Source organism: Nocardiopsis sp. NPDC055824 (assembly GCF_053616335.1).
Map to the genome: position 1 here is coordinate 1 of NZ_JBSHDN010000244.1, position 8,569 is coordinate 8,569.

Sequence of the window (8,569 nt, forward strand, 5' to 3'; positions counted from 1 at the left end):
CGGTCCGGGCGCCCCCTCCCCGTGTTCCCGGGCGGATCAGGCGCGGTCCTCGCTGAGGGCGCCGAACGCCTCGTCGAGGAAGCCGTCGCCGATGGTGCGCAGCTCGGTGGCGGACTCGCTCTCCTCCGAGCCCTCCTCGGAGCCGTCGCTGTTGGTGGCCAGGGCGAAGAGCACGTAGCGGCCCCACTGGCCGCTGCTGCCGTGCCCGCCCGCGTGGCCGAGCCGCTCCGCGGGGGTGCCCTCCTCGCCGGCGAGGCCGGCGAACCACTGCGCCCCCACGAGGTCCTGCGCCTCCATGGCGGCGGCGGCGTCCTCGTCCGAGGGCAACGCCGCGACCCCGATGGTCACCGCGTGGGCCTCGTCCTCGCTGAGGTAGGACGCGCGGACCAGCTGGCGGCACTCGTTGTCGGAGAGGACCTGGCCGTAGTCGCCGTGCGCGCCCGCGGAGCAGTCCTCGATGTCGTCGACGGCCACACGGGTGAACGTGCCGCCCTCCACGTCCAGGGTCTCGGGGAAGAGGTCGTCCGGCGCGAGCGCGCCCGGGTCGTCGGACTCGTCCGCGACGGCGGAGGCGCTCGCCCCGCCGGACTCCGTGCCCCCGCCGCTGGCGAGGAGGAACGTCACGCCGCCCGCGACGACCAGCAGCGCGGCGAACCCGGCGATCATCAGGAGGCGGCGCTTTCCGGCGCGCGCGTCCGCATAGCCGTCGTCACCGGACGCGTAGTCGTCGTAGTCCTCGTAGTCGTCGATCCCCCGGACGTCGAACTGCGCCGTGTCGACGCCGGCGTCGTCGGGGACCTCGTCCCGGTACAGGGGGCGGTTGTCGCGCCTGCCCGGCGCCGCGGGGACGGCGTGGATGTTCTGTGTGGCCCCCATGGCCTCCGGGGGGAACACGGGGTCGCCCCTACCCGGCTCCCCGGCCCCCGGGCCGCGAGGCGGCGCCTGGAAGGCCTGCTGGGGGCTCGGGGCCGCGCCGGGCGGAAGCGCGCCCGGCGGCAGCGCGGGGGCGCCGCCGACCTGGCCGCCGGACGGCACGCCGGGGAGCGGGCGCGGACTGCCGCCCGTGGGGCCCCCGTGCGGGGGGACCTGCCCGCCGGTGGGGGCGCCGTACGTCGGCTGCCCGGTCACCTGGAAGTCCGGCTGGGGCCCCTGCTGTCTTCGGGGATCCTGCGGCCCCTGGGGCGTGCCGGGAGCCTGCGGCAGCCCGGGAGCCTGCGGCAGTCCGGGCGCCGGGGCGCCGGGGGGCGGGCCGGGCCGTCCCTGCACGTGCGGGGGGAGGGGCGGCGCGCCCTGGCCGTGGGGGAGGGCGCCCGGGGGGAGCGTCCGGCCGGGGGGCTGGTGGGGACCGCCCGGGGTGAGATGTCCCATGCCGGGACCGCCGCCCGTGGGGCCCCCGTGCGGGGGGACCTGGCCCCCGGCGGGGCCCCCGTGCGGAGGCACGTGTCCGCCGGTGGGAGCGCCGTACGGCGGCTGTCCGGGGCGCATCGGGGGCCGGCCGCCCGTGGGCGCGGCGACGGGGCCGCCGGGGTAGGGCGGCTCCTGGGGGCCGCTCGGGCCGCCGCGGCCCGCGGGGTCGCCCTGGCCGCCGTGGAACCCCTGCTGGGGCCCGCTCTGCGGGTACGGGGGAGGGGTCTGCGGGCCGCCGGGCCGCGCGTGCGGGGGGGAGGGCTGCGGGGGGAGGGGCGGCCGGCCGCCCGCGGGCGCGGAGTGCGGCTGCTGCGGCCCCGGTGTGGGATGCTGGCCCTCGGCGTGGGGGGCCGCTGATCCGAGCAGGTCCTGGCCGTCACCGGCCTCCGGTCCGAGGGGTCGCCCGTCGGGTCCGTACTGTGGCTGGTTCGGATGGGTACTGATGGGAGTCTCCGAAGGCTCTGGGGATGGGAACCGGGCCGCGGTCGACCGGGCTCACGGCCTGGTGCGCCCTCTGGCGTCAGCACCGGCTCCCGGGGGGTCGGCGTCCGTGACGGGCGTCTCCTGGGGTGCGTGTCGGCGCCCGTCGTTCCGGGCGGAGACCGGCCTTTCGGTGCAAGCGTAGCCAACGCGCGGACGGTCGCAGGACGAAGCACTCTCGGCACAAGGCATAATAAAAGGCGGAGAGGTCACGGATGTGACCCCGTGCCGGCGCTTCCCGCCGAGCGTGGTCCTGCCGGTCCGCACTGTCGCTGGCTTTGACCTGCGCTATGGTGGCCAGGTAGGATATCCCGTCGTTGTGCGTTGAGTTGCCGTGGGCCCCGAACTCCCGTATTCGGGTGCCGATCCACGCACCATCGTCTGCGCACTCACCATCGGAGAGTCCTGTGATTGGCATGGGACACCCGGCCAAACACCCCGCAACCGCGGGTGTGTATACGAGTCCCCCTTCCCACCTTCGGGATGGGGCAGCCGACTGAAGAAGCGAAGGCAAACGATCGTGCGCACATACAGCCCCAAACCAAGCGATGTCCAGCGTCAGTGGCACGTTGTCGACGCTACCGATCTCGTGCTCGGGCGTATGGCGAGCCAGGTTGCCACGCTCCTTCGGGGCAAGCACAAGCCGTACTACGCGCCCCATATCGACACCGGCGACTTCGTGATCGTCGTGAACGCCGACAAGGTCGCCCTGACCGGTAAGAAGCTGGAGCAGAAGAAGGCCTACCGGCACTCCGGCTACCCCGGTGGTCTGCGCTCCGTGGCGTACGTCGACCTGCTGGAGAACAACCCCGAGCGCGCCATCGAGAAGGCCGTCAAGGGCATGCTGCCCAAGGGCTCCCTCGGCCGCCAGATGGCCAAGAAGCTCAAGGTGTACGCGGGCGCGGAGCACCCGCACCAGGCCCAGCAGCCGGTTCCGTTCGCCATCACCAAGATCGAGCAGCCCGCCTAGGCGTTCGCAGACTTTTACAGAGAGCACGAGGAAAACCGTGGTCGAGCCCACCGGCATCGAAGAGGTCGAGCAGGAGATCGCTGACAACCCGGAGGAGTTCCCCTCCGAGTACACCAGCGAGTCCGACGAGACCGTCGCCGCCTACGTCCCCACCGCCTCCGGCCCCAGCGCCGGTACCGGTCGCCGCAAGTCGGCTGTCGCCCGCGTCCGCATCGCCCCCGGTTCGGGCGAGTGGAAGGTCAACGGCAAGCCCCTTGAGGTCTACTTCCCGGACAAGGTCCACCAGCAGACCATCAAGGACCCGTTCGTCTCCCTCGGGTTCGACGGCGCCTACGACGTCTTCGCCCGTCTCGACGGCGGCGGCACCAGCGGCCAGGCCGGCGCGCTGCGCCACGGCATCGCCCGTGCGCTCGCGACCCTGGACCCGGAGAACAACCGCCCGACCCTGAAGAAGGCCGGCTTCCTGACCCGCGACTCCCGTGAGGTGGAGCGGAAGAAGGCCGGTCTCAAGAAGGCGCGCAAGGCTCCCCAGTTCTCCAAGCGTTAGTGCTCATGCGCCGGCACCTGCTCGGCTGAGCTTCGGCCCGTACGCCGTTCCCGTTTCCAGGGGGCGGCGTGCGGGTCTTTGGTTTTTCCGGTGGCTTGCGCCACGCTGAACTTCACCGGCGCCGGACGCGGCGCCGTTTGCGAAAGGGGCTGGTCGCCTGTGGCTCGGCTGTTCGGAACAGATGGTGTACGGGGTGTCGCCGGTCGGGACCTGACCGCGTCCCTGGCGCTGGACCTCTCCATCGCCGCGGCGAGGGTGCTGACCCGGGACAGCGGGTCGGGGCGCAGACCCAGGGCCGTGGTCGGCCGGGACCCGCGCGCCTCCGGCGAATTCCTGGAGGCGGCCGTGGTCGCCGGCCTTGCGAGCACCGGCGTGGACGTGGTCCGCGTGGGTGTGCTCCCCACGCCGGCCGTGGCCTTCCTCACCGGCGAGCTGGACGCCGACTTCGGCGTGATGCTCTCCGCCAGCCACAACCCGGCCCCCGACAACGGCATCAAGTTCTTCGCCCGGGGCGGCCAGAAGCTGGAGGACGCCCTGGAGGAGGAGATCGAGGGCATGCTCGGCGTGCCCTCGACCCCCGCCGTGGGCGACCAGGTCGGCCGGGTCGGCGAGGCGGACGACGGGGCCGAGCGCTACGTCGCCCATGTGCTCGCGTCGGTCCCGCACAGCCTCAAGGGCCTCAAGGTCGTGGTGGACTGCGCCAACGGCGCCTCCACCGCGGTCGCCCCCGAGGCCCTGCGCCGGGCGGGCGCCGAGGTCGTCACCATCGGGGACCGGCCGGACGGCTACAACATCAACGAGGGCTGCGGCTCCACGCACCTCGAGGTGCTCCAGGAGGCCGTGCTCCTGCACGGCGCGGACGCGGGCATCGCCAACGACGGCGACGCCGACCGCTGCCTGGCGGTGGACGCGGACGGCCGCGTGGTCGACGGCGACCAGATCCTCGCCATCCTGGCCGCCGAGGCCAAGGACGCGGGCAGGCTCGCCGAGGACACCCTCGTGGTGACGGTCATGTCCAACCTGGGGCTGAAGCTCGCGATGGAGCGGGAGGGCATCGCCGTGGTGGAGACCGCGGTGGGCGACCGCTACGTGCTGGAGGAGATGAAGCGCGGCGGCTTCGGCCTGGGCGGCGAGCAGTCCGGGCACGTGATCCTGCTGGACCACGCCACGACCGGCGACGGCGTGCTGACCGGGCTGCACCTCCTCGCGGCGATGGCCCACCGCCGGCAGGGGCTGGCCGAGCTGGCCAAGGTCATGACGCGCCTGCCGCAGGTGCTCATCAACGTCCCCGACGTGGACAGGTCCCGGGTGAAGGACTCCGAGGAGCTGTGGTCGGCCGTACGCGCCGCGGAGGCGGAGCTGGGTGAGACCGGCCGGGTGCTGATCCGTCCGAGCGGGACCGAGCCCAAGGTCAGGGTGATGGTGGAGGCTCCCGGGCAGGAGCAGGCGACGGCGGTGGCCGAGCGGCTGGCCGCGGTGGTCCGCTCCGCACTGGGCTAGGACGTGGTCCGCGGGTGCTCCCGGTGGGCCCGGCGCCCGCGCCGCGGGCCCGGAACGACCCGCGGGACACGGCCCGGGCGCTCCAGGGGCCTTCGCTCCGCGAAGGCCCGCCGGGGCGCGGCCCCGACCCCTCGAACGCGCACCCGGGCACGACGCCGCCCGGGTGCGCGTTCCCCTGTGTGGCGGACCCGCCACTCCGGCGCGGGTCCCTGGAACCGGTGAAGTGGTCACGATGGCGGACACGCGGTACGGGCACGCCCTGACGATCGGGGTGGACATCGGCGGCACGAAGGTCGCGGCGGGCGTGGTGACGCCGGGCGGGCGCATCCTCGCCCGCCTGCGCACGGAGACGCCTGAGCGGAGCAAGAGCCCCGCGGTGGTGGAGGACACGATCGTGTCCGCGGTGGAGGAGCTGCGCCGGGAGTTTCCCGTGCGCGCGGTGGGGGTGGGCGCGGCCGGCTTCGTGGACGAACGGCGCGCGAACGTGCTGTTCGCCCCGCACCTGTCGTGGCGCAAGGAGCCGCTGCGCGACGCCCTGTCGCTGCGGCTGGGCCTGCCGGTGGTGGTGGAGAACGACGCGAACGCCTCCGCGTGGGCGGAGGTGTGCGCCGGTTCCGGCCAGGGCGTGGACCACGTCGTGGTGGTCAACCTCGGCACGGGAATCGGCGGGGCGGTGGTGCTGGACGGTCGGCTGCACCGCGGCCGGTACGGGCTGGCCGGTGAGTTCGGACACATGACGGTGGTGCCGGGCGGCCACCGGTGCGAGTGCGGCAACCGCGGGTGCTGGGAGCAGTACGCCAGCGGCAACGCGGTGACCCGGGAGGCCCGGGAGCTGGTGGCGGCGGAGTCCCCTGTGGCCAGGGCCCTGCACCAGGCGGTCGGGGGCGACGCCCGGCTCATCACCGGTCCGCTGGTGAGCGAGCTGGCGCGCAAGGGCGACCGGGCGTGCGTGGAGCTCATGGAGGACGCGGGGGAGTGGCTGGGGACCGGCCTGGCCAATCTGGCCGCGGCGTTCGACCCGGAGCTGTTCATCATCGGCGGCGGCGTGTCCGAGGCGGGGGAGCTGCTGCTGGCACCGGCGCGTGCGGCGTTCGAGCGCAACCTCACCGGACGGGGCTACCGGCCGACCGCACGGGTCGCGGCGGCGGCCCTCGGGAACGAGGCGGGGCTGATCGGCGCCGCCGACCTCGCCCGGGAGGGACTGCCCCGGTGGCACCAGAGGCGCCGCCAGCGGCGCTTGAGGGGGCCGTACCGGGGCTGAGCCGTCAGCGGGGGGCCAGCGCCTTCACGTCGATGTCGATCGGGAAGGGCACGTCCAGCTTGAGCCGTTCCCGTGCGATGGTGACCGGCACGTAGCGGGGGTCCTTCGTCCCGTCGAGCTCGTAGACGTGGATCGCCGGGCCGTTCTCCTCGTGCTCGACCCTCCAGAAGTGGGGAATGCCCGCCTGTGCGTACTTGAGGGGTTTGGTGGTGCGGTCCCGGTCCCGGGACTCGTCGGACACGATCTCGATGGCGACGAGAACGTTCTCGGGCGGTACGTGGGTGGCCCGGTACCGGTCGAGGTGCTCCTCGTCGCCCTTCTCGAACCGGTAGAGGAGTACGTCGGGTTCCGGCCTCTGGTACTTACCGAGTTTCATCGTCATCTCTTGCAGGACCTCGACGTTCGGGGGAGCCGAGTCCTCCAAGGCATTGGCGAGCCGACGCATGACCTGACTGTGGAACCGGGTCTGGGGGGAAAGCAGGACGAGCGCTCCGTCGATGAGTTCCATCCGGGGCACCCCCGGGGGAAGGTTGTCCATGTGATCGGCGGTCCATCCACCGGGCGGCGGCATGAACCAGGCGGGGAGCGGCTCGGCGGTCATCGATTCCTCCGGGGTCGATTCCTGAGCCCACTGTAATCCTGTTGCTCTGCTCATGACAGGAAGGTAGCGCTCCGTGACGACAAGGTGCGTCGGAGCGGGAAAGGGGCCGGTGGGACGGTGCGGGCTCCGGTCCGGAGAGGTCGTCCGCAATTAACCGAACCCGGTTCTAGTGCGTGGGTCACATCCTCGGTAGAGTTCGGGCCATGGATCTGAACGGAATCTCCGCCCTCGTCTCGGGCGGCGCGAGTGGCCTGGGCGAGGCCACCGCCAAGGAGCTCGCGGCAGCGGGCGCCACCGTCGTCGTCGCCGACCTCAACGCCGAACGCGGCGAGGCCGTCGCCAAGGAGATCGGCGGGGTCTTCGTCTCCACCGACGTCTCCCGGGAGGACCAGGTCAAGGCCGCGGTCCAGGCCGCCGTCGACACCGGCAGGCCCTTCCGCGTCGCGGTCTCCTGCGCCGGGATCGGCTGGGCGACCCGTACCGTCGACCGCCACGGAACCCCCCACGACCTGGACAGCTACCAGAAGGTCATCCAGGTCAACCTCATCGGCACCTTCAACGTGCTGCGCCTGTCCGCGGCCGAGATCGCCAAGACCGAGCCGCTCAACGAGGACGGCGAGCGCGGCTCGATCGTGAACACCGCCTCCCTCGCGGGCATCGAGGGCCAGATCGGCCAGATCGCCTACTCCTCCTCCAAGGGCGGCGTCATCGGCATGACCCTCCCCGCGGCCCGCGACCTCGCCGCGGTCGGCATCACGGTCAACACGATCGCCCCCGGCATCCTGGAGACCCCCATCTACGGGGAGGGCCCCGCCTCGGAGGAGTTCAAGGCCCGTCTGGCCGCGCCGGTCCCCTTCCCCAAGCGCCTCGGCACCGCCGCGGAGTTCGGGAAGCTGGCGCGCGCCCTGCTGGAGATCAGCTACGTCAACGGAGAGGTCGTCCGCATCGACGGCGCGCTCCGCATGCCGCCGAAGTAGGGGGACACCGTGTCCGACGAGGTTCTCTACACGGCCGAGGACGGCGTCGCCGTCATCACCATCAACCGGCCCGGGGCCAGGAACGCGGTCAACGCCGCGGTCGCCGCCCAGGTCGCCGAAGCCCTCGACGACCTGGACGCACGCAAGGACCTGAGCGTCGGCATCATCACCGGCGCGGGCGGCACCTTCTGCGCGGGGATGGACCTCAAGGCCTTCATGAAGGGCGAGGTCCCCCTGGTGGAGGGGCGCGGATTCGGCGGGTTCGCCGAGCGCGGTCCGAGCAAGCCGCTGATCGCCGCCGTCGAGGGCTACGCCCTCGCGGGCGGGTTCGAGGCGGTCCTCGCCTGCGACCTGGTCGTGGCCGCCGAGGACGCCCAGTTCGGGATCCCCGAGGCCAAGCGCGGCCTGGTCGCCGGTGCGGGCGGGCTGCTGCGCCTGCACCACCGGATCCCGCGCAACATCGCCATGGAGTTCGCCCTCACCGGCGACTTCGTCGGCGCCCCCCGGCTGGCCGAGCTGGGCCTGGTCAACCAGGTCACCGTGAGCGGCGGGGCACTGGAGGGGGCCCGCGCCCTGGCGGCGCGGATCACCCCCAACGGCCCGCTGGCGGTGAGGGTGTCCAAGGAGATCATCGCCTCCTCGGACGACTGGTCCTCCGCCGAGATGTGGGAGAGGCAGAACGAGCTGGCGGGCCCCGTGTTCGCCAGCCGGGACGCGATGGAGGGGGCGGCGGCGTTCGCCGAGAAGCGCGCCCCCGTGTGGAAGGGCGAGTAGCGCCGCCCGGCGCCTCCGGCTCCGCGTGCGGCGGCCGTCCCCTCCCGGGGGC

The 8,569-nt window shown here is 73.2% G+C and carries 8 protein-coding genes; 6 read left to right on the forward strand and 2 right to left on the reverse strand.

Going from position 1 to position 8,569, the window contains the following annotated elements:
* Positions 1–36: 36 nt before the first annotated feature.
* The gene (locus ACWGL3_RS28840; protein WP_267946667.1) at positions 37–876 is read right to left on the reverse strand and encodes a flagellar basal body-associated FliL family protein; all 840 of its coding nucleotides are present in this window, start codon (positions 874–876) and stop codon (positions 37–39) included.
* Between the two features lie 1,531 nt (positions 877–2,407).
* Between ACWGL3_RS28840 and rplM the strand changes: the two genes are divergently transcribed.
* The 4 genes from rplM to ACWGL3_RS28860 all read left to right on the forward strand — a co-directional run bounded on the left by rplM (position 2,408) and on the right by ACWGL3_RS28860 (position 6,165).
* Entirely contained in the window at positions 2,408–2,857 is a 450-nt protein-coding gene (gene rplM / locus ACWGL3_RS28845; RefSeq protein WP_267946666.1) for a 50S ribosomal protein L13, read from the forward strand.
* Between the two features lie 37 nt (positions 2,858–2,894).
* Positions 2,895–3,404, forward strand: a complete 510-nt coding sequence (gene rpsI / locus ACWGL3_RS28850) for a 30S ribosomal protein S9 (protein WP_330161793.1) — start codon at positions 2,895–2,897, stop codon at positions 3,402–3,404.
* A gap of 159 nt (positions 3,405–3,563) precedes the next feature.
* On the forward strand, positions 3,564–4,904 hold the full coding sequence (gene glmM, locus ACWGL3_RS28855; RefSeq protein ID WP_267946664.1) for a phosphoglucosamine mutase: 1,341 nt from the start codon (positions 3,564–3,566) through the stop codon (positions 4,902–4,904).
* Positions 4,905–5,136: 232 nt separating this feature from the next.
* Complete coding sequence (locus ACWGL3_RS28860; protein WP_267946663.1) at positions 5,137–6,165, forward strand: ROK family glucokinase; 1,029 nt, start codon at positions 5,137–5,139, stop codon at positions 6,163–6,165.
* Positions 6,166–6,169: 4 nt separating this feature from the next.
* Here ACWGL3_RS28860 and ACWGL3_RS28865 read toward each other — a convergent pair whose 3' ends face one another.
* Complete coding sequence (locus ACWGL3_RS28865; RefSeq protein ID WP_267946662.1) at positions 6,170–6,766, reverse strand: Uma2 family endonuclease; 597 nt, start codon at positions 6,764–6,766, stop codon at positions 6,170–6,172.
* Between the two features lie 203 nt (positions 6,767–6,969).
* On the opposite strand from ACWGL3_RS28865, the gene ACWGL3_RS28870 reads away from it, so the two are divergent.
* A complete protein-coding gene (locus ACWGL3_RS28870; RefSeq protein WP_267946661.1) occupies positions 6,970–7,743 on the forward strand; it encodes an SDR family NAD(P)-dependent oxidoreductase in 774 nt (257 codons plus the stop codon).
* A 9-nt stretch (positions 7,744–7,752) separates the two neighbouring features.
* Positions 7,753–8,517 carry a crotonase/enoyl-CoA hydratase family protein gene (locus ACWGL3_RS28875; RefSeq protein WP_267946660.1) on the forward strand — a complete coding sequence of 255 codons (765 nt, stop codon included), beginning with the start codon at positions 7,753–7,755 and terminating at the stop codon, positions 8,515–8,517.
* Positions 8,518–8,569: the final 52 nt, after the last annotated feature.